At 45.7% G+C, this 19,162-nt stretch carries 27 protein-coding genes and 4 pseudogenes; 6 read left to right on the top strand and 25 right to left on the bottom strand.

What is annotated here, in order from left to right; genetic code table 11:
* Positions 1-63: 63 nt before the first annotated feature.
* Both V2H77_RS21485 and V2H77_RS21490 read left to right on the top strand, forming a co-directional pair.
* Positions 64-306: a type II toxin-antitoxin system ParD family antitoxin gene (locus V2H77_RS21485; protein WP_341500409.1), complete on the top strand. Its 243-nt coding sequence runs from the start codon at positions 64-66 to the stop codon at positions 304-306.
* Complete coding sequence (locus V2H77_RS21490) at positions 299-571, top strand: type II toxin-antitoxin system RelE/ParE family toxin (protein ID WP_341500410.1); 273 nt, start codon at positions 299-301, stop codon at positions 569-571. Before V2H77_RS21485 ends, V2H77_RS21490 begins: the two co-directional genes overlap by 8 nt.
* Positions 572-702: 131 nt before the next feature.
* Here V2H77_RS21490 and V2H77_RS21495 read toward each other — a convergent pair whose 3' ends face one another.
* From V2H77_RS21495 to V2H77_RS21520, 6 genes and pseudogenes are all read right to left on the bottom strand, one after another.
* A complete protein-coding gene (locus tag V2H77_RS21495; protein WP_341500411.1) occupies positions 703-1,005 on the bottom strand; it encodes a DNA adenine methylase in 303 nt (100 codons plus the stop codon).
* A gap of 4 nt (positions 1,006-1,009) precedes the next feature.
* Positions 1,010-1,231 carry a TraR/DksA C4-type zinc finger protein gene (locus tag V2H77_RS21500; RefSeq protein WP_341500412.1) on the bottom strand — a complete coding sequence of 74 codons (222 nt, stop codon included), beginning with the start codon at positions 1,229-1,231 and terminating at the stop codon, positions 1,010-1,012.
* Positions 1,224-1,418, bottom strand: a complete 195-nt coding sequence (locus V2H77_RS21505; RefSeq protein ID WP_225814221.1) for a DUF2732 family protein — start codon at positions 1,416-1,418, stop codon at positions 1,224-1,226. The genes V2H77_RS21500 and V2H77_RS21505 overlap by 8 nt, the downstream gene beginning before the upstream one ends.
* Before the next feature lie 73 nt (positions 1,419-1,491).
* Positions 1,492-1,851, bottom strand: a complete 360-nt coding sequence (locus tag V2H77_RS21510; protein ID WP_341500413.1) for a DUF5347 family protein — start codon at positions 1,849-1,851, stop codon at positions 1,492-1,494.
* A gap of 122 nt (positions 1,852-1,973) precedes the next feature.
* Positions 1,974-2,201 carry a hypothetical protein gene (locus V2H77_RS21515; protein ID WP_341500414.1) on the bottom strand — a complete coding sequence of 76 codons (228 nt, stop codon included), beginning with the start codon at positions 2,199-2,201 and terminating at the stop codon, positions 1,974-1,976.
* Between the two features lie 10 nt (positions 2,202-2,211).
* A pseudogene (locus V2H77_RS21520) lies at positions 2,212-2,295 on the bottom strand (Cox family DNA-binding protein); the annotation flags it as partial.
* A gap of 6 nt (positions 2,296-2,301) precedes the next feature.
* On the opposite strand from V2H77_RS21520, the pseudogene V2H77_RS21525 reads away from it, so the two are divergent.
* Positions 2,302-3,116: pseudogene (locus tag V2H77_RS21525) on the top strand (phage integrase); the annotation flags it as partial.
* Between the two features lie 487 nt (positions 3,117-3,603).
* Here V2H77_RS21525 and V2H77_RS21530 read toward each other — a convergent pair.
* From V2H77_RS21530 to V2H77_RS21540, 3 genes and pseudogenes are all read right to left on the bottom strand, one after another.
* Positions 3,604-3,951: a type II toxin-antitoxin system HicB family antitoxin gene (locus V2H77_RS21530; protein WP_132345290.1), complete on the bottom strand. Its 348-nt coding sequence runs from the start codon at positions 3,949-3,951 to the stop codon at positions 3,604-3,606.
* Positions 3,944-4,222, bottom strand: a complete 279-nt coding sequence (locus V2H77_RS21535; RefSeq protein ID WP_023045644.1) for a type II toxin-antitoxin system HicA family toxin — start codon at positions 4,220-4,222, stop codon at positions 3,944-3,946. Before V2H77_RS21535 ends, V2H77_RS21530 begins: the two co-directional genes overlap by 8 nt.
* Positions 4,223-4,431: 209 nt before the next feature.
* Positions 4,432-4,771: pseudogene (locus V2H77_RS21540) on the bottom strand (group II intron reverse transcriptase/maturase); the annotation flags it as partial.
* Position 4,772: 1 nt separating this feature from the next.
* Here V2H77_RS21540 and V2H77_RS21545 point away from each other — a divergent pair.
* Positions 4,773-4,958 (top strand): annotated as a pseudogene (locus V2H77_RS21545) (helix-turn-helix domain-containing protein); the annotation flags it as partial.
* 672 nt (positions 4,959-5,630) lie between these two features.
* On the top strand, positions 5,631-5,906 hold the full coding sequence (locus tag V2H77_RS21550; protein WP_341500415.1) for a helix-turn-helix domain-containing protein: 276 nt from the start codon (positions 5,631-5,633) through the stop codon (positions 5,904-5,906).
* 77 nt (positions 5,907-5,983) lie between these two features.
* Here the strand turns inward: V2H77_RS21550 and V2H77_RS21555 are convergent, their stop codons facing one another.
* Positions 5,984-6,199: a helix-turn-helix domain-containing protein gene (locus V2H77_RS21555; protein WP_341500416.1), complete on the bottom strand. Its 216-nt coding sequence runs from the start codon at positions 6,197-6,199 to the stop codon at positions 5,984-5,986.
* 405 nt (positions 6,200-6,604) lie between these two features.
* On the opposite strand from V2H77_RS21555, the gene V2H77_RS21560 reads away from it, so the two are divergent.
* Positions 6,605-6,880, top strand: a complete 276-nt coding sequence (locus V2H77_RS21560) for a helix-turn-helix domain-containing protein (RefSeq protein WP_341500417.1) — start codon at positions 6,605-6,607, stop codon at positions 6,878-6,880.
* 140 nt (positions 6,881-7,020) lie between these two features.
* On the opposite strand, the gene V2H77_RS21565 is transcribed toward V2H77_RS21560, so the two are convergent.
* The 15 genes from V2H77_RS21565 to V2H77_RS21635 all read right to left on the bottom strand — a co-directional run bounded on the left by V2H77_RS21565 (position 7,021) and on the right by V2H77_RS21635 (position 19,161).
* Positions 7,021-7,239 (bottom strand): ogr/Delta-like zinc finger family protein, encoded by a 219-nt coding sequence (locus V2H77_RS21565; RefSeq protein ID WP_341500418.1) that lies wholly within the window; start codon positions 7,237-7,239, stop codon positions 7,021-7,023.
* A 54-nt stretch (positions 7,240-7,293) separates the two neighbouring features.
* Complete coding sequence (locus V2H77_RS21570) at positions 7,294-8,403, bottom strand: phage late control D family protein (RefSeq protein WP_445935635.1); 1,110 nt, start codon at positions 8,401-8,403, stop codon at positions 7,294-7,296.
* The gene (locus V2H77_RS21575) at positions 8,400-8,864 is read right to left on the bottom strand and encodes a phage tail protein (RefSeq protein WP_341500419.1); all 465 of its coding nucleotides are present in this window, start codon (positions 8,862-8,864) and stop codon (positions 8,400-8,402) included. Before V2H77_RS21575 ends, V2H77_RS21570 begins: the two co-directional genes overlap by 4 nt.
* Positions 8,861-11,503 carry a phage tail tape measure protein gene (locus V2H77_RS21580; RefSeq protein WP_341500420.1) on the bottom strand — a complete coding sequence of 881 codons (2,643 nt, stop codon included), beginning with the start codon at positions 11,501-11,503 and terminating at the stop codon, positions 8,861-8,863. The genes V2H77_RS21575 and V2H77_RS21580 overlap by 4 nt, the downstream gene beginning before the upstream one ends.
* A complete protein-coding gene (locus V2H77_RS21585; protein WP_036773160.1) occupies positions 11,496-11,615 on the bottom strand; it encodes a GpE family phage tail protein in 120 nt (39 codons plus the stop codon). The genes V2H77_RS21580 and V2H77_RS21585 overlap by 8 nt, the downstream gene beginning before the upstream one ends.
* Before the next feature lie 14 nt (positions 11,616-11,629).
* Complete coding sequence (locus V2H77_RS21590) at positions 11,630-11,947, bottom strand: phage tail assembly protein (RefSeq protein WP_341500421.1); 318 nt, start codon at positions 11,945-11,947, stop codon at positions 11,630-11,632.
* A 43-nt stretch (positions 11,948-11,990) separates the two neighbouring features.
* A complete protein-coding gene (locus V2H77_RS21595; RefSeq protein ID WP_341500422.1) occupies positions 11,991-12,506 on the bottom strand; it encodes a phage major tail tube protein in 516 nt (171 codons plus the stop codon).
* 10 nt (positions 12,507-12,516) lie between these two features.
* Positions 12,517-13,689, bottom strand: coding sequence for a phage tail sheath protein (locus V2H77_RS21600; RefSeq protein ID WP_341500423.1), 1,173 nt, complete (start codon positions 13,687-13,689; stop codon positions 12,517-12,519).
* Between the two features lie 313 nt (positions 13,690-14,002).
* On the bottom strand, positions 14,003-14,449 hold the full coding sequence (locus V2H77_RS21605) for a tail fiber assembly protein (protein WP_341500424.1): 447 nt from the start codon (positions 14,447-14,449) through the stop codon (positions 14,003-14,005).
* Positions 14,450-15,973, bottom strand: a complete 1,524-nt coding sequence (locus V2H77_RS21610) for a phage tail protein (protein WP_341500425.1) — start codon at positions 15,971-15,973, stop codon at positions 14,450-14,452.
* Positions 15,970-16,578 carry a phage tail protein I gene (locus tag V2H77_RS21615; RefSeq protein WP_225814241.1) on the bottom strand — a complete coding sequence of 203 codons (609 nt, stop codon included), beginning with the start codon at positions 16,576-16,578 and terminating at the stop codon, positions 15,970-15,972. Before V2H77_RS21615 ends, V2H77_RS21610 begins: the two co-directional genes overlap by 4 nt.
* Entirely contained in the window at positions 16,571-17,479 is a 909-nt protein-coding gene (locus V2H77_RS21620) for a baseplate J/gp47 family protein (RefSeq protein ID WP_341500426.1), read from the bottom strand. Before V2H77_RS21620 ends, V2H77_RS21615 begins: the two co-directional genes overlap by 8 nt.
* 2 nt (positions 17,480-17,481) lie before the next feature.
* Positions 17,482-17,823 (bottom strand): GPW/gp25 family protein, encoded by a 342-nt coding sequence (locus V2H77_RS21625; protein ID WP_341500427.1) that lies wholly within the window; start codon positions 17,821-17,823, stop codon positions 17,482-17,484.
* Complete coding sequence (locus V2H77_RS21630) at positions 17,820-18,458, bottom strand: phage baseplate assembly protein V (protein ID WP_341500428.1); 639 nt, start codon at positions 18,456-18,458, stop codon at positions 17,820-17,822. Before V2H77_RS21630 ends, V2H77_RS21625 begins: the two co-directional genes overlap by 4 nt.
* A gap of 37 nt (positions 18,459-18,495) precedes the next feature.
* Positions 18,496-19,161, bottom strand: a complete 666-nt coding sequence (locus tag V2H77_RS21635; RefSeq protein ID WP_341500429.1) for a phage virion morphogenesis protein — start codon at positions 19,159-19,161, stop codon at positions 18,496-18,498.
* Between the last annotated feature and the right edge of the window lies 1 nt (position 19,162).

Here is a 19,162-nt window from a genome sequence, read left to right on the forward strand (position 1 = left end):
GTTGGTAATGCGGCTTGATTTTCTATACACTTGACGTATTAACTATTAATACACTGGTGAGATATGAGAAAAATTACTACTGTCAGTATGGGCGAACAGCTTGACAGGTTCGTACAGCATATGATTGAAAGTGGCCGTTATGGAAATGCCAGTGAAGTTATGCGTTCGGCGCTGCGTTTGCTGGAACAACAAGAAGCTTACGATGAGATTGTACGCAAAGCGGTTATTGCTGGCTTGGAAAGTGGGGAAAGCTCGCTGACCCTACGGGATATAGCGGAACAACGGAAATGCAGACATAATGTATAAGCTCACGGATCAGGCTGCTGAAGATTTTGCTGGGATTTATGATTATACACTTTTGCAGTTAGCTGACCATTATACGGAGGCACTGGAAGCATTTTTTGACACGCTAGCAGAGATGCCACATATAGGGAGGGAATACCCATCTGTCCCAGGTGTAATGCGGGTTGAGTTTCACCGCCACACGGTTTTCTATACTATCCGGGATACCGATATTCTGATTGCGCGTATCCTTCATCAACAGATGAATCACCCCCGTTATCTTCTCTGAGCGGGCAGGGGCTACTTTGTGCTGCGCATCAAGCCAGCGTAGCTGTCTCACCCTGCGAGCTGCCATTGCTGATGCAACATCAAAAATCTGCTGGACTTTGTCAATAATCTGACCGACTAAAGTCGGTGGTTTTAACCTTTCATATGGAAGAATAAATCTCTCAGACAATAAAACCCATGTTCGCTATTAAAATACGAAAACCAGTCTTGCGCAGAATTTATAAACCCATCACAATTATCTTTGATGCACTGATACATATCAATTAAGTCGCTGTTGGCATCCGCAATTAAATACGCATCATATTGAGTATTCATCATCACAGAACACGAACCTGCGAACAGTTCAACCAACCGTTGACCTGCTGGCAAATAGGGCAGCAATTTATGCATAATGCGGACTTTGGAACCTGCCCACTTCAAGATAGTTTTATTCACCAATTCATATACTCCGATAATGCTTCTGTTTCAGTTCAAAAACTTCCTGACATGCGACGCAGCGGATGACTCCAGCGATATTCATCCGGCGTTCCACGGGGATAAGTTGGTTACACTCTTCACATTCAAACGCAGAGACACCGACAAAGCGGTTTACATGCTCTGATATTCTGCGCTCTAGCGTTTCCTCAGCATGTTGGCAAGCATGGTCAATTTCCCTAGACACTCTCCAACTCCCGAGCTTCGTGTTCTATTTTCTCGGCTTCACTGTTCAGCAATGCAGATGAAGCAGCATAATCCAATTTATTTGCCACAATATGCGCTGCGATTTTTAACAGACGAGAAGAAGAACGCTCTGCTAATATCTTACGTTCGTCTTCTCTATTTCTTTTAATTAATTGCTCTATATTCATCTTTTATTTCCTATTTTTAGGCAATGAAAACCCCTGCGAATTTACGCATTAATTTCTTAAATTATGCTTTAAATTAATATTGGGTTGGTTTTGGCAATACCAATTTATCTGGCAATATAGACGCCACAGCCCGAAGTTGATTAATTGCCAGTATTAATGAGCGCCGTTCCTCTATTGTTAATTCTCTAAACTTGACGTGATAACGCTCTTTCTCAAAACCTGCCAAATGAAAAATTAAATGCAAAACCCGTTCATTATTTCTAACGCGGTTATTTGTGCGATCGCGCATAGTTTCAATGAAATCTGCTAATTGGTTATTATTTTCTTTATTACCACAAAAATACCGATTACGCGCCTCAGATGCTTTATTGAGACCATCGATTTTCTCATCCAGTGTTAAGACAACCGCACGGCGCGGTTCTGTATTTGCCATTTCATCACCTGTAAATAAAAACTAATAACGGGGTTAATATCACAGTTGCCAAACCAATTACCGAAATTATGAAATATCTGTCATGATTCGTCTTTTGGAAATTATCACCTGTTAATTTATATTTATGCGGAATTCTCGTTAACTCGTTCATTTATTTTTCTCCCGTAAAGCCGCCTTGCAAAACTGATAGCCTGCTTTTTTGAATCGAATCGGCCATAAGAGTATTCACCATCACTGACCTGATATTGGGTAATGTGAGCTACGGCGTTCTTGCATAAAGGCCGAATAAGTAATTTTCCAAATTTTACCCGCCCTTTCTTATATTCCTCTGGTGTTGGGATTTGAGTCATAGCACTCACCTTACAATCCAACCCACAATAACCACGCATCACGTAATTCTTTGGGACGATTCAAATATACGTCACGCATTCCTCTATTAAACTCAGTACAAGAACTGATAGACGAGACCTTAGTGATTTACTGAACTTATGGTGGCTATATCACGGATAAACCGCAGAGAACGGCACTATAGAAAAACGACAACTGATGAAGACAATCAGGCAGTTAAATGATCCATCTATAAACCGTCTCAACAAGCATGTTTTACTGGAACACCGCAGTAATCGCCTAGCTGATGGGATCAAAGCATCAACGATAAATCGGGATATGTATCGTCTATCAGGAATGATAACGACATTGCAAAAACTTGAAGTTTTTAGCGGTAGCAACCCACTGAATGGATTACCCCCGTTAAAGGAAAAGCAGCCAGAAATGACCTTTTTAACAAAAGAAGAAGTCAAAACGCTGTTATCAGCACTATCAGGGGATGAAAGAAAAATTGCGCTGCTATGTCTCAGCACGGGTGCCAGATGGGGAGAAGCATCAACCCTAAAAAGCGCCCAAGTAAAGAGTTGTCGAGTGACATTTTTAAAAACCAAAAATGGCAAGCAAAGAACTATTCCGATATCAAAAGAGTTAGAAAAGGAAATCAAACAGAAGTCAGGGGAATTATTTGACGTTGATTACGAAAGTTTTCGTACAAAGCTAAAGTCAATAAAACCTGATTTACCAGAAGGACAAGCAACACACGTTCTACGCCACACATTCGCGAGTCACTTGTGATGAAAGGTGGAAACATTGTTGCACTGCAACAAATAGTCGGTCATGCCAATATACAACAAACTATGGCATATGCTCATCTGGCACCCGACTATTTGCAATTTGCAATCACGTTAAATCCACTGAATGGCGGCATGGAAATTTAGCAGTAACAAGCAACCGTAGCACTCAAAAGTGTCCACATTTAGAAATTTCCACGCTACTTACAGTTGCTTGTAAAAATTTTATCTGGTTGATTTTAAAGTGAATTAATCTTAGCCAGATAAAAAAATCCCGCCATAAGGCGGGGAAAAAACAGGGATGGTGTCTACATACAACCCATAACATATTGAAAATAAATATACTTTTTCTATCATCGTCCACCCAATGTCCACATTGACGACAAAGCCCCTTAAACGGGGCTTTCACCACAAATTACTTTCATAAGAAATAATTAATTAAAATTTAACTATCACCTTAACAGATCTATCAATCCCACATATTGTAGACTTTTTCATTTATCAAGGCCGAACAGGAAAGTATCCTCGATAAGTCACTATTGCAGTATCTGTTATCGCTGGGGTGGTTGAGTAGACCCCAACAACCCCAAACAGCAATAAAAACAAGTTTTGTCACTGTCCGGCGTTATCTATTTTATTGAAGTTCCCGCTCAAGCAACTGAACTATGAACTGGTTCTTTGAGACTGCATGTGATATTGTCGCCGCGGTCAAGCGAGCTTCCAGCCAGCCAGGATAACGAAGAGTAAAAGATTTTAGCTTGTCCTCTTCCTTGAATGGGTTAATTCCCTCTTCCTCGCACGTTTCTATATATTCAGCCAGTGAGATTTGTCCCTCTTTTTCAAGCCCGTCAATACTGTTTGATACGAAATCACAATATCCGGTGACATCCAGAAACTTGCCGCGAAAGGCCCTAATTTCTGCTTCGTAGGTAACAGAAGCAGGATGACCATCGATAGTCATAATGTTGTTGCCTTTAATCATGTTCGACCCCTATTACATTTTCGAACCACTCACGAAGGCCATTTACTGCGCCTTTATCCATTACGTTACCAGGATGAGGTTGATGAGTCTGATAGACTGAGCCCATGAGGATAAACTTCCGGCGTGATCCGTTGCCGTTCTTGATCTTCCCCCCCAGTTTGTTAATCAGGCTGACTACATCATCCCATTTTATGCCGGATTTCGGCGGGATGGTCAGCACATCCGCAAGGGTCTTGCGGTGCTTTGAGCTCAGCTCTTTAACCTTAATCATCTTTCATCCCATTGACGTCATTTGATGACATCATTCTACTTTTGTCCCATTATGATGTCAAACAATGACGTCGTTTTTTGCTTCTTAAGTTTGTTAATTGGGATTTGAGTTGAGTAGACCTTCCGGTTACCCGGACGGACCCCTCCTTAGAACCGGACGTGCGGAACTAACGCATCCGGCTCCCGACAGATCAGAGTCCTCGCACATATTCAGCGAGTCCTGAGTATTGATCGGGTTTCCCATTTCGTTGGATAATCCAGCATTTTCAGGATCAGATTCAGCTTTTTCCACGTCAGTTAGCGACGACCACCTTTACGGTTGAACCATCTGTAGATTATTCGCGTACTTTGGTAGATAAACTGCCCAACTCGTCTCTGGTTATCAGATATGCCGTGATAATTTATCCAGCCTCTGATTACTCTAATGACAGTATTCAAAATGAGCCTTTTGTCGGTCGTATTCAGATTCTTCCAAAGGAAGTCCCTTCAATTTGGCTGCGAAACGGTCTTTTCGGCTGGTTAACTTCAGTCGCCAGTGTCCTTTTCGCGTAGCACGAGCGAGAGTGTCACAGTATGAAAATGGAACTCATCAGCCAACCTTTGAAACAATGTGTGCGTTCTCCAAGGTGTTAAACGTTCCTGAATGCTATTTTTATATTGTAGATGATGATTTTTCCGATGTTGTTTTGGCTATTTATCAGATTTTAGTGAACCACAGATACGTCCCTGAAAATTGAATATAGTTTGAGACAGTCATGACATAAGCTTAAAAGCACCCTACTATGAATAATAGAACGCTTTTTTAATTACTTACTCATTGGCAACTATCCAGTCAGAATGGAACCCTGTCGCCATGTTCATTCTCAACATCAAACTTATACTTTTTCTATCATCGTCCACCTAATGTCCACATTGACGACAAAGCCCCTTAAACGGGGCTTTCACCACAAATTACTTTTATAAGAAATACTTAATTAAAAGTTAACCATCCCCCTAACAAAGCTATCAATCCCACATACTGTAGGCTTTTTCATTTATCAAGGCCGAACAGGAAAGTATCTTCGATAAGTCACTATTGCAGTATCTGTTATCACTGAGGTAGGAGTATATCAACCTAGCTGGGGATTACCTCTGGCGCAACAGCATAGAGCACTACGACCACTATTGCCGGATTAACGTGCTTTATTTTCCGAATTCTGAGATGTCCCTTAAATGTGCGTAATGTGGTACTTACCTAGCAAATTCTTTAGCAAAGTTACTAAACACTATAATACTCTTTAATAGCTAAATAATTACTGTTAGTGTCGTTAACACTATATGATTTTTGTTAAGTAAGTTTTGACAAAAAAAACATTAAGAAATGTTACATATATCGTCAACTACATCTTTAATAACTGACGGTTAATTTTATGATTAACAAACGTTTAAAAGCCGCTCGTTTGCGTGCAAAGATCACGCAAGAAAAACTAGGGATTGCGGCTGGCATAGATGAAAAGTCAGCACGAGCGAGAGTATCACAGTATGAAAATGGAACTCATCAGCCAACCTTTGAAACAATGTGTGCGTTTTCCAAGGTATTAAACGTTCCTGAATGTTATTTTTATATTGTGGATGATGATTTTTCTGATGTTATTTTGGCTATTCATCAGATTTTAGTGAATTACAAACACACTTCTAAAAATTGAATACTGTTTGAGATAGCACTGACACCCAATAATGGCGCTAACCGTATCCAGCGCCATTGGCTCAAATTCACCCTTTTCTACCTTCTACGCGACGGCCAAATATCGGATGGATGTAAACCTAGTTCGGTGGCAATCAAAGTTTCTCCTTTTGGCCACGGACGATATAGCGCATTACTTAATGTGGATGATGCTAACCCCGCTTTACGTGAAACGGCTGAAAGATTTGTTCCTTGTTTTCTTAGAGCGGCAATAATGTCTGCTGGATGCCAGTCATCAGCGATTGTTTTATTCATGATAGTCTTCCTTTCGATTCATTTAATTTTTCTGCTAAGAATTCCTTAACAAGGTTCATGTTAAGAGATACTAAACATACCGTCAACATTCTTAAAGAAAATATAATGTGACTATCGTTAAGGATTTAACTTTACATATTCATAGCTAAAATAACGTGCTCAAGCACCAAAAATATTCGTTTTTGGTAACTGATATCCATGCCACTTCACCTTGCCAAAAAATTTATACACAAGCCATCTTTGTAAAAAACCATATTAAATAAAATATATAGCAATTAAATCTTTAATTTTCATAAATAACAAATTAAACATTAAGATTATTGTTAAGTAAGTTTTGACAAAAAAAGCACTAAGAGATGTTAAATATATCGTCAGCTACATTTCTAATAACTGATGGTTAACTTTATGATTAACAAACGTTTAAAAGCCGCTCGTTTACGTGCAAATATCACACAAGAAAAACTCGGGATTGCGGCAGGCATAGATGAAAAATCAGCACGAGCGAGAGTATCGCAGTACGAAAATGGAACTCATCAACCGACCTTCGAAATAATGTGTGCATTTTCCAAAGTATTAAACGTCCCTGAGTGCTATTTTTATACTGTAAATGATGATTTTGCTGATATTGTTTTGTCTATCCATCAGATTTTAGTGAATTACAAGCACGCTCCCGAAAATTGAATATAGTTTGAAATGGTTATGGTATAAGTCCTCTCTCCACCACATAACCCCCTTTCGGAAAAAATATCTTTCACATAAAAAAGCGCCCCTATGAATAATGGAACGCTTTTTTAGTCATTTATTCACCAAAAACTATTCAATCAAAATACCAGCACGGTCTGCTGTTCGTTATCAGGATGTGGAGGAACCGCTTCAATCAATGTCGGCTTGGTCACGAACCGAACAAAGGTTTCATGACTAACGAATGTTGAGCCACAATTAATATTCTGGCACTGGTTGTAACGTTCCTTAGTTTGAGTCGTATGTTCAAAACTGCTACGGGTGTGGGCGGCATGACCGCATAAGGGGCATCTCATCATAACGCGAGTACCTCAACAAACAGGTTGCCATAGCTGAAACTGGCACTAAAGCAACTATACCATATCTGAATCAGAAATTTTCACTTCCAATTGCAAAGATGACCTTAATCCGCTGTCATCCAAAGTATGAGTGACGGTAACCAGAGTCCAGTCTGCCATATCAATTTCAGGCTTGAAGCCATTCACCCTGACTTTCATTTCAGGGAACAGCTCTGGCCTTCCCTTCGCCAGTTGAATAGAGAATGACGCCACACCGCGCTGAATTTTCTCCCATTCTGCTTTAGCTGCACGTTCAGCATTGGCCTTGTTGGCATAGATGTGCTTCATCACAAAAACATTGCCCTCACTGCCAACCAGATAATCACCCTGTTTTTCTTCTTTTTTCTCCGATTTGGTCTTATTCCGCTTGCGCTTGACGGTGACGTTCCCTTTTTTCCTCGGATTACGGGTATTAAGCCAATTGGCGGAAACGCCGGTATAAGCGCCCCGGTCAGCCAGTGAAAAACGGTGATCGTCTCCAGATTGCCGGGTAATGATAACCGAAGGCAGGGACTGCCCGCTGGCGGCTTTGTTCTGCCCCTGTCGGATAAAAAGCAAATAGCCACTCTTGATAGTGGCAATGGCACCCTCCTGTTTTGCCAACCGGGTTAGAAAATTGCTGTCGGATTCGTTGGTCTGGTCAATATGACTGAGGGTGATGTTAGCTAGCATTTTGTCCACTTTCGGCGTCAAATCGTTACGTACAGCAATAGTGTGCACAATATCGCTGATCGTTTTCTGGTGATAGGACACCTCGCGATTGATATTAAGCATCGCCCGAAAATCTGCGCTGCGAGCACGGATGATTATCTTGTCCGGCGCACCACTGTATTCGATTTCATCCACAATAAACTTACCTTTGTGGATCAGCGGTTCCCCCTGCCAGCCCAGATGCAAGGACAGCTCAGTTCCACGACGGGGCAGAGATAACAGACCATCGCTATCATCCAGCTCAATATCCAACTGGTCAGCCTCAAAGCCCCGATTGTCGGTTAGATTCAGGGAAATCAACCGTGACTGAATGCGGGCATTGACATTTTTGTCACCAGCACTGAGAACATACACAGGTGTATTAGTTTTGCCAGTTACCCAATCGAGTTCTAGCATATCAGGTAAAGAAATCATGAGAATAGCCCGCCCAATTTGTGTGTGACACGGGTTTTTAAGTCAGTCATTTGGGTGCGAAGGTCGCCGAACATCTCCCCTAAATTGTCATCCACACGGCGCAACGTGACGGTAAAGTCAATTTTACGGGCGGTACCGTCGGTAAAAAATTCACTTTTGGTCTGGTCGATACTTTCAATAATAAACATGCCGTAAATCGTGCCGCTACCATCCAGAAATGACCATGCCTTGCCACTCTCAGCCATCAATTGCAGGGCCAGCAAGGACAACCGGCCGCCGGTGATTTCAGGGTACAGGGCACCGGACAGTGTAATAGTATCGTTATTTGGCCCCATAAACTGGAAATCAGGACGGGCACCTACCCGATTGTTAAATCCATAGCGCCATGATTGTTGATGTTGCAGGCTCTGGTATGGCGTGGTTTTCAGCATAAAGACAAACAAACCCAATGCGGCCATCATGAATAAAAGTCCTCGCTATCAAAAAATGAGCTACGGGCACGGGCGCGTTGTTGTCGCTCACGGCGATCCAGTTCACGCGCTACCGCCTGCGCGATATCCTGTACGGATTGCGCAGGAACGGCGTGTATATGAATTTCATAAACAGATCGTCTGTTGTCCTGGCTCTGGTTAGCAACTGAAACTGCCGATGTCTGATACTGTGACGCAGGCAAACTGTATGGATGCAACGGAGAATTTTGGGCGCTGACTGGCAAGACTGCCCCTACAGATAGGGCCGCGATTGTCGCCAGTGCAGCCGTTTGACGGCGACTGGTGACACGGGCGGGGCCGTTGATGATCTCCGGGCCATATTCCCCCACGATGCCAATCTTACCCGTCGGGATGTAACCACCTTTATCGAATCCACCCGCCAGTATGCCGCTAATCGGACTGGTTGCTTCCTTATAAGCATTCAATGCCGCCTTTTGCCTAGTATCTTGGTTTTCTTCCTGCATAAAGTCGGGAGTCAAGGCGTCTTTAACCATCTTGCCCAGTTCGGAGAATTTCTTTTTCAGGGATTCCCATTTTTCCTCAATGCCTGCCTTAAGATTTTCGACAAATTCACCGCCAATCTTCTTAAATTCGGACGGAATTTTTTTCGTATCAGCGACCAGCTCATTCCATTTGGCTAATGCCCGCTGCTTGATGTTTTCCCATGTAGTGGAAACATAGTTCGAAATGTTGTTCCATAAGTTCTGGAACCACGGGCCGAGTTTGCCCCAATATCGCCAGATCAGGTAAGCGCCCACAGCAATCAAACCGATAACCGCTAAAATGGGGTTTGTCCACATAACATGCCCCAACCACATCGCCATTTTCCCAATATAGGAAAACACGTTACCAAGACGTAGCATTGAGCCTACTCCCTTGATACCCAACACTGACAGACCAAATTTAACGATTGCCAGTGGTCCCAACAGAGCAACCAATGCCAGCGTAATCGCACCAAAAACCGTCAAAATAATACCCAGCCCAATACTCACCATCGTTAACGTTTTGGTCAGTTCAGGGTTGGCCTTCATCCACTCACCCGTTTTACTGATAATTTTGGTGATACGCTGGGTGATCCCACGCAAGGGACTATCCACACCGCCAAAGATTTGAATACCGATATCTTCCCATGCCGATGACAGACTTTTTAGGTCACCGTCAAGGTTATTAGTCATAGTATCGGCGACTTTCTTAGCCTCACCTTGGGCGTTCTTCAATTCTTTGATGAGTTTCTGCAATTCCCCCGTACCGGCTCTTTCAGCCAATACTGACAGCGCGGAAAAGGCTTCCTCTCCGGCAATGGCTTTGAAAATGCCGGCACGCTGAGCGTTACCCATCTTGGCCGTTTTCTTGTCCAGCTCAGTCAGGATATCCGGCAATGCGCGGAGATTACCCTTGGCATCTTTAGTCTGAATGTTCAGTTTTGCCAACGCTTTCGCGGCGGCGGCTGGCGGTTCAGCCAACCGTCCCAAAATAGATCGCAAGGAAGTTCCCGCCATACTACCCTGAATACCGGCATCACCGAGCTTACCCGTCGCCGCAGCGGCGGTTTCAATATCAACCCCTAAGCCTGCCGCTACAGGGGCGACATACTTCATGGTGTCACCCAGCATCATCAGATTAGTGTTAGAACGAGTAAAGGCACCCACTAGTACGTCACTCACCCGCCCCATTTCTTCGGATTTCAGCTTAAAACCCGTCAGGATATTGGAACCAATATCCGCCGTAGCGGCCAAATCGGTATCACCCGCCAATGACATCGCCAATGTACCAGGCATGGCTGATCGTATCTGGTCTGGAGTAAAGCCGGCCATTGCATAAAAACTCTGTCCCTGCGCGACCTGATTGGCGGTGAATGCCGTTGTCGCGCCTAAGTGCCGAGCCTGCTCCTGCAATTTTTTTAATTCGGGAGAATGCTTATCCAGACGGGTCAGCGCTTGCACTTTCGACATCCCCACGTCAAAGTCATAACCCGGCATCATCACCCGTTTAGCACCATAAAGCGCACCAACACCCGCTGCCGTTGCCGCAGCACCGGTTGCCGTCATTTGGTTACGCACATCTTTCATTTTTTGGTAACGAGAGCGGGCATTCGCCAACCGTTGTTCCTGCTGTCTCAGACGCCCAAGCTGCTGCTCCTGTTGCTGGAGCATACTAGTTGTGTGGTTGATGTCCGCGTTTATCCGTCTCTGCGCCTGTCCAAGCTGGTTAGTTGAGATACCGCTGGCGCGCAAGGCATCACGCTGACGTTGCAGAGACTGGCTCAGGGATTGATTTTTTTCCTCGAACTGCTTGGCTGCGTTTTTTGCCCGCTGTAGCTGGTTGATTTGGGCCTGTGTCGGGTTCTGACTGGCGTTAATTTCACGGTTCAGTGCTGCCACGCGTTCAGTAGCGCTGCGGTAAACCTGCTGGGTTTCTAGCAATTGGAGCTTTACCTTGCGAAAACCATCGATCCGTCCGGCCTGCTGGTTCAGTTCCCGGAGTTGCTGGCGCGACTGGCGAAGGGTTCCAGCCAGCCGCTTGTTAGAAGCCTGTGCATTCTTGAAAGGACGGGTAATTTTATCAACAGCATTCAGGATAACTTGCAGGCGTAAGTTTCGGTCACTCATTGTCGGCCCCACTCCGTTTCATGGCCCGGTAACGCCATGCCAATAATTCAGGCAGGCCCATCTCTGCTGTCACAGCAGGCGGCCAATGAAACACGGTGGCAATGTCCGCCACCAGTTCATCAACGGTTATTGATGCTGGAAATCGGACCTTACCGACTTCGGCAACAAAAAATTAACTACCTCAATACAGAGATTAATCAGATCGCCGGGCGACATTAGCAATAAATCATTTTTAGTCAGTGCCGGTGCGGTGACACGAGGCAAAACCAACATCATTGAATCGACGTCCATTTCCATCAGTGCCTGCAAGCGGGCACCACGCAGCGCACCACTGTTAGGCTTAAGCACAATGACGTTGCTGATGGTGGTTGCACCACGGGTAATAGGTTCTTCCAGTGTCACTGTAGCGTGTTCCGGCTGGGCAATAGGGGTTTGTTCAGTCATGGTGAATGTTCCTATAGTGATTTAGATGATAAGCGTTCAATTGTTACAAACCGATGGCGCGTCGGTGGGCTTCCAGACGGTCAACACCACTGACGATTTCCACCATATTAACGGTGTCGATTTCGATCAGGACTTCTCCGTCCCACGTCAGTTTGAAGTAGGTGTTCTTAGCGCTGACTTTAGTCTGGCTGTTGTCGCCCTGTTTATAGCTGCCGTGGTCAAATTCCGAAAAGCGGCCACGCATTACGACTTCAACCGCAATCACTTCCCCGGTATCATCACGCTGAAAGGAGCCATTAAAGCGCAGAGAAACGCCGTCCACTTTCTCAATGCCCCACTGTCGGTAAAGTTGGGACTCAACACCACCGAGAGAAAATTCGGCATCCAGTGCGCCATCATCCAGCCCCAAGTCCACCGAGGCGGCACCATTCATGCCACCACCGCGATAGGCTTCAAGCTTACGACTCAGTTTAGGAAGCGTCATTTCTTCCACAACACCGATGTAATTGTTACCGTCATTGAATAAATTCAGGTACTTAAGTTTACGAGGTAATGCCATTAGTAGCCCCTTAGCTGTTAATGCTGTTGGAGAAATTCATCAGGTACTGGTCAGTGATGCGCTGGCGCAACAGCAGGTTTTCCAATGGCGGGATCGGCGTGTAGTTATAATCGATGAACAGCTTGCCTGCTTTCAGGGTGTCCTTGGTGTTGGCGCTTTCGTCATACCAACACTGGCCGTCTATCAGGTAACCATTGGCTTTTAGTTCGCGCAGCCTGGCATTGATGCCTTCGATAATGTCGCGTACCAATGAAGGCATCAGCGGCTTGTCAATCGCCCACATATGCGCATCGGCCATCGTATCGGCCAGCACTTGAGCGGTACGGGTGTAGCTTTCAAACTGGAACAGCGGATCATCAGAACAGGTGCGGGACCCCCAAAAGCGAAAACCACTCTTGCGGATCAAGGTCGTAACGGCGTTCTGGTTAAGCAGGTTGGCATCGGTGACAACATCCTGCAAATCCCAAAAGACATCGGCAGAAATCCCTGTCACACCATTGACACCAACGTTGGACAGGGTTTTATGCCAGCCGGTTTCCTCGTCGATTTTGGCACGCAGACCCAGCGCACGAGCAGTTGCGTATGCGATAGACTCGCTATTTTTGACCGTATCCCAACTGAGGAAGTCCGGCCAAATCAACATCAGTTCACGCTGGCTAAAGTTGTTACGGTATTTGATAGCATCGGCAATGGTCTTGCAGCCATAGGCATTAACATAAGCCATTGCCCGCAGCTTTTGAGCAATGTCGGCAAGGGCTGTTGCTACGGGTTGGGTATCGTGACCGGGTATACCTAGAATGCGTGGTTTAACACCGAGCTGCCCTTGTACCGCAAGTAGCGCCTGCATTCCCGTTTTTTTACCCTTGTCGGTAACGCCACCGATGATATTCGACGTGGTTTCCGCTTCGGTTTCCCCTTGAGCCACGCGAACAACAACAGTCACGGGTTTGGACTGGTCGGCAATCGCTCGCAGAGCATGAGACAGTGTGCCCGTTTTGCCAGCCTTACTACTGGCAGTCAGAACGTCGGTTAACAAGACTGGCGTGTTTAAGGGAAAAGTTTTGGTGTCAGCATCATCCGCTGTGCAGACTAGCCCGACAATAGCGGTGCTGACAGTGGTAATGGTGCGCGTGCCCTCGTTGATTTCCTGCACGCGGACGCCATGATGATAATCTTGTGCCATAGCGAAAGACTCCAGTGATGGTAATTTCGCTATGGTGATCTCTGCGACAATAAAATTCAGTTGATTGGGAAAGTATCAGGGATAGCACAAAGTGGAGGATATCAAAAAAGTCACAAGGACATTTACCCCCTGAGCAATTAATAAGACATCATCGAATTAAAAGATTCAGTCGTTACATTACACACTATGAAACTTAAAAATAGAATAAGTTGCAGGAAAGATATGGGAAACAAAGTAGATACTTCACAGACTCCCGATATTGAATAGTCAGAGCCGCTCAAATAAGAACTAAGCTACTACGGCTCTGATTCCATTATGCTGAGGGTTTTTCGGGCCAATTAATATCTGGCACTAAATTAACATCAACGCGGTTCAGTAATACCCTATATTTTTTCAAAGCTGCTAGCAGCGATTTTTCCTCATCACTCGCCATTCCCAACTCTACAGCATCTTGTAACGGAGCTATCTGTTTACTTACAGTGAACATAAGTTGCTGTTTCTTATGTTCTGCTTGTTGCTGCTGTTCCTGCCTGAGTTTTATCACACTGCTTTCTGATATTATCCATTTTTCACCATCGTATTTATGATAAACGGACGGGGCGCGTTCAGTAAGCACTGGATAACCCTCTTTATTACTGACAATTGACAAACCGTGTGACTGCCCTGTAAGTAATTCATTGTGTTTCTCTGCCGTTATTTCAACACATTCTTCATGAGCGTCACTATAAAAAGCGCCTTCTTTTCTGGAGAAATAAACCATTTATACCCCCCAAAATAATATATGAACAACTTTGCCTGGATTCTCATTGTTGTTGGGAGTGCCAGCCTGATATTCAAACGTCGATAATGTTGCATTACGTACTAATGTGTGACCTGTTGATGTATTTATACTCGACATGCTTGCGACATAGCCAATAAACTGATTTTTAAAAGAAATTGGATAATTGATTTTTACCCATGACTGTTGGTTTGATGCAACTTTAACCCATTGAATAATTATTCCCGTATCCCCACATTGCCACCAGCCATTTTCAGATTTTATAGCCGCATTTTGCAATGCGAGTGTACCGCTTCGCTCAGGTATTAATATATTGTAACGCCGCCGATTGCTCGGATCGTTAGAATAAATATGCAACAATTTTCCTTCTGAGCCGTTAATTCCTACCACATACCCATCTTTCGATTTGAAACGCAATTCAGGAAAGGGGGTTTTGCTATCAATCAGTAAACTCCCAACAGTGGCGCTTTTATCGCTAAAAATACGCAAGAAAGTATTATCACTCTCTGCTCGCGTATATGCCCCTACATCTCCAGCACCCAAACTAAGATCCCCGGTCAACGCATTACCGTTGATTTTCCGGTTGCTCGGTACTGCGCCTTTAGCCAACACCACCGTTTCCAACAAATTGAGGTTTTTCACAAAAGCATTTTTGTCAGAAATGTCAGCGCCGTTCTCCTTCCTGGACAATCGACTATTAGCATTGTCATTAGCATCAATCGCATTCTGGTTTGCCGTGCTTGCCAGTATGTTGACTTCATTCACACGAAAATCGATTTCCCCTTTGGTATACGCTCCAATATCCCCCGCATTCAGTGAAATATCAGAGGAAAGCGCCTTCCCGTTCACCTTACGATTAGCAGGCACACGGCTATTAGCGTTATTATCCGCGACATTTGCCAAGTCATATGCCGCCTTAACCGCCTTCGAGGTTGCCGCGTAGGTTTCACTGCTGCTATCTACCGCGCTGCTTAAGATAACGAAACCTTTATCTTTTAGCGTAGCGTCAGGATGGTTACGGCTCTTCACATGAGTTTGAATCGACTCGTCCACATATTCCCGTGTTGCCAGTACAACGGAGGGATCAACTTTCAATGTTACTATGTCGGTGCTGCTGACAATCAATACCATGCGAATAGTCTGTGTACGCCCAGAGCCTTCCTGTAACTGCGGTTTGTAAGTCTCCGCACAATTCCCGACTGCAATCAGCACGCCATCTTTATCAAACAGACCAATTTCCCGAATCCACCACCCACCTTCGTTTTCGGGGATTACTTGCTCAACAATTATTTGGTTAGTATTCTTGGGAGTAATATTTAGTTCATTAATCGCCGCACGGCGGCGTTCATTAACCAGTTTAGTCTGTGTAGTATCTGGTGTCGGCAAACTTCCGCCACCATCACCAACAGCCATATGGGTGATTTCAATCTTGGTACCCAACGCGGCAGCATTTGCCAGCTTATCCGCGCCCAATCGAGTTAACAGGGCAAAATATTTGGTCCTCATGACTCAATCCTCACATAATCAATAATATGCACTCCAACCCCTACTACATCAGAACCAGTGACGGTGATTAATTCCGGGATATAGGGGTAAACGGTTAATACATCACCGCTGTAACTGGCGACCGCGCAATAATTTTCGCCTCCGGTCTCCAACTGAATAGACATTCCAACCAAATGCCGTGAAGCGGGTTTGGCATCAAAAATCAATCGCTCTAGTTCTTGATAAGTGGTCTCGGTGATACCCGTTTCCATGACGCCAATATCCAACCGGAAAGTGCCGGGGGCATCATTGGTTTGCCACCATTCGATAACACGGATGAGATAACCGAATGGCTCCACCACACGGCGAATAGCGCCTATTGTTCCCTTGTGCTTATGAACAAACATCGACGCCTTAATTGACTCGCGTTTAGTACTCTCCGGCCAGTCCATATCCCAGCGATCAACTGACCACGACCACGCCAGATAGGGGAGCAATTTCACTGGACACCGTTCAGGACTCCACAGGTCACGAAGGGGAACCGGCACATCTGACAGACTGGCGAGGGCTTCAGCGGCGGCCACTTCCAACAGTGATGATCCGACAGGCAACAAACGGTTATTCATCCGCTCCCCCAATCACTACCTGCGCACGTGTGCAAAAACTCGCTTGAGTTTTATCCAGAATCACATCCCGCGCCGGAGCTTTCAGGTGAACACGCTGAACACCAGGCATATGTAAAACAGCAAAAATGGCACTGCGCACGATATCGCGGCCAATCCGGTGTTGCTCGGCAGTGTAACGCGCCAGCCGTTCACACACAGCCTGCAATATCGGCTCATATTCTGGGGTTGGGTACAGGTACAGCACGGCATCAATTTGATAATCAACAATCTCCGCAGACTGTACGGTCAGGCGATCCGCTACGGGGCGAACATTCTCATCATTCAGAACAGTATTCACGACCGCAATCAATTCATCACTGGCCGCGCCGTTTCCCTCACGTGACAAAATACTGACTGTGACATAGGCAGGCGCCGGGCTGATCACCGACGCATCGGCAACCCGCCCGTCAGCACTGCGCGCATGGTATTCATAGGATGCCACGGGACCGGCGGCGCTTAACCCCTCGAACGCCTGCGGAATGCGTACCCGAAAATCAGCGTCAGATTCCAACACCGCAGAGATAGGCAGTATGGCGAGATTGTTAGCGGGCTGCAATACTAAACGCCGCACATTGTTATTCATCCCCAGTTGGTCTAAGTCGCGGCCTGTGGCATACGCCACCATTGCCGCCCGCGCTGCCTCATTGACGCGCTGACGCAAGAGCAATTCCCGATAGGCGTTTTCCTGCAATAGCTTGGTGATAGGTTCGGATTCCAGCGCCAACGTGCGGGTGATAGCATCGCGATACTCTGGCGGATACAGTGAAATCAGTTTTTCTTTTCGCTCAGCCAGTAGGGTTTCGAAATCCAGTAGTTCGACAACCTCCGGCGGCGGTAACTGACTAAGGTCGATAGGCGGCATGGTCACCCCACAGGCACAGAAAAAGCAACCGGGACATTGGATAGCTGATATTGGCCGCTGATATCAACAGTCATGTGTCTGGCTTCACCCTGATTGATAGTGATAGCGGTCAGGGTAATGCGGGGTTCCCATCGCTGGATGGCGGTATAGCACGCAGCCATAATTTGCAAACGTAAAGCAGGATTTTGGGGCGCATCAATCAGTTCAGATAACAACGAACCATATTGGCGGCGAGTAATACGGCTACCCATCGGCGTTAGCAAGATATCGCTGACTGACTGGCGAACATGGGCGATATCGCTGATAGCCTCACCCGTTTGTTGATTCATACCAAGGTACATCATGATATGGGGACTCCCGATGTACTGTCACCGGAGCGTACACCATTGTGTCGGTGCGAATCCACCACAACCCCGTTAGAACTGAATTCACCGTTTATATGGGTGATATTACCGCGCATAGTACCGCCTTTTTTCACTTCCAGACTGCCCGTAATCAGATGGTTGGTACAAATGAGGGTCGGTGTATCTAATGTAATCTGATTGCCAGCCATACAAGTGATTTCTGGAGCAGTAACATGCACGGAAGCCAACGCGGTAATCATGGCGGTCTTAATGCCTGTGACAGTTAAGGCGCTGGTCTGTGGTTCATATTCCATCACAGCACCATCAGGAAAAGCGATACACACCGCTTCCGGCGATGCCGAAGGGGCTGGAAACTCATCAGAAAAAATCGCAGGCAGTATAAAGGCTGTGGTCAAGTCACCACCAAGAGATAGCAATAAAACCTGCTCATCAACACTGGGCGCCCACCATGTGCGGGAGTTTCCCGCTCTGGATGTCAACCAGTGCAACCAATCGGTTTCAAGATTGCCGGTCATAACCCGGCACATGCCCCGTGTAGTATCTACTTGGGTGATGACGCCGATTCGGATCAGGTTGCGCAGTCGGCGCAACAGTTCAGTTAATTGTGTGTTCATGCAGACAACAATGTCACCCAATACCCCTACCTGCACGTCATCGGGTTTGTGTGCTAGCTAGCACACACCCACGGGTGAGGTGAAAAAGTATCTGGTCTTCAATATGTTGAATGTCGCTCTGTGTCAGTCCCAAAAGTCGCCGCGATGGATATTTGACTTCAATGTTTTTCCCTTTCATGCGTTCCTTTAACCCAAACTGATGCACACGGGCGATAGCAGCTACCTTTGGAGCAAAAAAGATCACGGCTTCCTGGTCATTAGCAGACAAGCGTAAGTAACGCGCGGTAGCCAGTTTCTTAAACATGCGGGCCTTTTTATTGGATTTCCGGGTACTGATCCGATCGGTTTTGACGTCCAGAAAACGCTGGATATCGCATTTGTAAAAAGTACGCTGACCTTTACGCTCGGCATCATAGCCGGTAATCGTTTCACCCTTCTTGCCCTTGCGGATTTGCCAACCTTTCAGGGTGCGAGGTTCACCGCGCCAGATGAACTTCATACCATGCTGTATAGTGAGGGCTTGTGCCTTACGTTGGGTAAAGCGGCTACCGTCAGGGTTACGCTGGGATCGGATACGCTGCATTTGGCTCTGTCGCAAGTCTCGCGCAATATCACGGGCCAGTTGCTTTCGACTGATGGGAGAAAGTTGATTCAACAAGGCGGTTAGTGCGGTATCCAAAGGCTGCAATGCGTCACTGTTCATC

The sequence above is a fragment of the Photorhabdus sp. P32 genome, from assembly GCF_038085095.1.
GTDB classification, from domain to species: domain Bacteria; phylum Pseudomonadota; class Gammaproteobacteria; order Enterobacterales; family Enterobacteriaceae; genus Photorhabdus; species Photorhabdus luminescens.

Excerpts from the sequence above, each read along its gene's own strand:
- V2H77_RS21485 (WP_341500409.1), top strand. The coding sequence starts at position 64 with ATGAGAAAAATTACTACTGTCAGTATGGGCGAACAGCTTGACAGGTTC.
- V2H77_RS21490 (WP_341500410.1), top strand. The coding sequence starts at position 299 with ATGTATAAGCTCACGGATCAGGCTGCTGAAGATTTTGCTGGGATTTAT.
- V2H77_RS21505 (WP_225814221.1), bottom strand. The coding sequence starts at position 1,418 with ATGAATATAGAGCAATTAATTAAAAGAAATAGAGAAGACGAACGTAAG.
- V2H77_RS21510 (WP_341500413.1), bottom strand. The coding sequence starts at position 1,851 with ATGGCAAATACAGAACCGCGCCGTGCGGTTGTCTTAACACTGGATGAG.
- V2H77_RS21515 (WP_341500414.1), bottom strand. The coding sequence starts at position 2,201 with ATGACTCAAATCCCAACACCAGAGGAATATAAGAAAGGGCGGGTAAAA.
- V2H77_RS21530 (WP_132345290.1), bottom strand. The coding sequence starts at position 3,951 with ATGATTAAAGGCAACAACATTATGACTATCGATGGTCATCCTGCTTCT.
- V2H77_RS21535 (WP_023045644.1), bottom strand. The coding sequence starts at position 4,222 with ATGATTAAGGTTAAAGAGCTGAGCTCAAAGCACCGCAAGACCCTTGCG.
- V2H77_RS21550 (WP_341500415.1), top strand. The coding sequence starts at position 5,631 with ATGATTAACAAACGTTTAAAAGCCGCTCGTTTGCGTGCAAAGATCACG.
- V2H77_RS21555 (WP_341500416.1), bottom strand. The coding sequence starts at position 6,199 with ATGAATAAAACAATCGCTGATGACTGGCATCCAGCAGACATTATTGCC.
- V2H77_RS21560 (WP_341500417.1), top strand. The coding sequence starts at position 6,605 with ATGATTAACAAACGTTTAAAAGCCGCTCGTTTACGTGCAAATATCACA.
- V2H77_RS21565 (WP_341500418.1), bottom strand. The coding sequence starts at position 7,239 with ATGATGAGATGCCCCTTATGCGGTCATGCCGCCCACACCCGTAGCAGT.
- V2H77_RS21570 (WP_445935635.1), bottom strand. The coding sequence starts at position 8,403 with ATGATTTCTTTACCTGATATGCTAGAACTCGATTGGGTAACTGGCAAA.
- V2H77_RS21575 (WP_341500419.1), bottom strand. The coding sequence starts at position 8,864 with ATGATGGCCGCATTGGGTTTGTTTGTCTTTATGCTGAAAACCACGCCA.
- V2H77_RS21580 (WP_341500420.1), bottom strand. The coding sequence starts at position 11,503 with ATGAGTGACCGAAACTTACGCCTGCAAGTTATCCTGAATGCTGTTGAT.
- V2H77_RS21590 (WP_341500421.1), bottom strand. The coding sequence starts at position 11,947 with ATGACTGAACAAACCCCTATTGCCCAGCCGGAACACGCTACAGTGACA.
- V2H77_RS21595 (WP_341500422.1), bottom strand. The coding sequence starts at position 12,506 with ATGGCATTACCTCGTAAACTTAAGTACCTGAATTTATTCAATGACGGT.
- V2H77_RS21600 (WP_341500423.1), bottom strand. The coding sequence starts at position 13,689 with ATGGCACAAGATTATCATCATGGCGTCCGCGTGCAGGAAATCAACGAG.
- V2H77_RS21605 (WP_341500424.1), bottom strand. The coding sequence starts at position 14,449 with ATGGTTTATTTCTCCAGAAAAGAAGGCGCTTTTTATAGTGACGCTCAT.
- V2H77_RS21610 (WP_341500425.1), bottom strand. The coding sequence starts at position 15,973 with ATGAGGACCAAATATTTTGCCCTGTTAACTCGATTGGGCGCGGATAAG.
- V2H77_RS21615 (WP_225814241.1), bottom strand. The coding sequence starts at position 16,578 with ATGAATAACCGTTTGTTGCCTGTCGGATCATCACTGTTGGAAGTGGCC.
- V2H77_RS21620 (WP_341500426.1), bottom strand. The coding sequence starts at position 17,479 with ATGCCGCCTATCGACCTTAGTCAGTTACCGCCGCCGGAGGTTGTCGAA.
- V2H77_RS21625 (WP_341500427.1), bottom strand. The coding sequence starts at position 17,823 with ATGATGTACCTTGGTATGAATCAACAAACGGGTGAGGCTATCAGCGAT.
- V2H77_RS21630 (WP_341500428.1), bottom strand. The coding sequence starts at position 18,458 with ATGAACACACAATTAACTGAACTGTTGCGCCGACTGCGCAACCTGATC.
- V2H77_RS21635 (WP_341500429.1), bottom strand. The coding sequence starts at position 19,161 with ATGAACAGTGACGCATTGCAGCCTTTGGATACCGCACTAACCGCCTTG.